The 591-nt window shown below is 52.5% G+C and carries 1 rRNA gene; it reads right to left on the reverse strand.

Going from position 1 to position 591, the window contains the following annotated elements:
* A 23S ribosomal RNA gene (locus PJL15_RS22590) occupies nt 1-122 on the reverse strand; the annotation flags it as partial.
* Nucleotides 123-591: the final 469 nt, after the last annotated feature.

Here is a 591-nt window from a genome sequence, read left to right on the forward strand (position 1 = left end):
CCATTCGGACATCCTGGGATCAACGCTCGGTTATCAACTCCCCCAGGCTTATCGCAGATTCCTACGTCCTTCTTCGGCTCCTAATGCCAAGGCATCCACCGTGTGCCCTTAAAAACTTGACCACACAAACATGATCAAAAACTTACTCGAGAGAACCATGACCACAAGGGCCAGGTTCATTCATAAGAAATTGCTGTAAGAAACACACACATGTGTGTGTTCCTTAGATGCTCGCGTCCACTATGTAGTTCTCAAACAACAACCCCATCAACCAGACCACCACACCCCAACAAGGGACGTGGCGGTACCGGAAGCAGGAACAAAAAAGACACCAGAGTGCCCCCATGCATTGCTGCAAAAAGGTCCTGTTGCCTCAGGACCCAACAGTGCGCCAAACACAACCCCCACCAGCGGCATCCCGGACACGTTCCCAACAACACCACACACCACCCAACAAAGGGGGGGCGGGCACTGCCGTACTGGCACCAGGACACAACCACAAAGGCCATGCCAAAAAACTTTGATTCGTTGATATTCCACCCATGAGCACCCACCGCAGAACAAACGCCTGCGCAATGGGCAACACTGACA

It is taken from the genome of Paenarthrobacter nitroguajacolicus (assembly GCF_029952445.1).
In the GTDB taxonomy this organism is placed as follows: Bacteria; Actinomycetota; Actinomycetes; order Actinomycetales; family Micrococcaceae; genus Arthrobacter; species Arthrobacter nitroguajacolicus_B.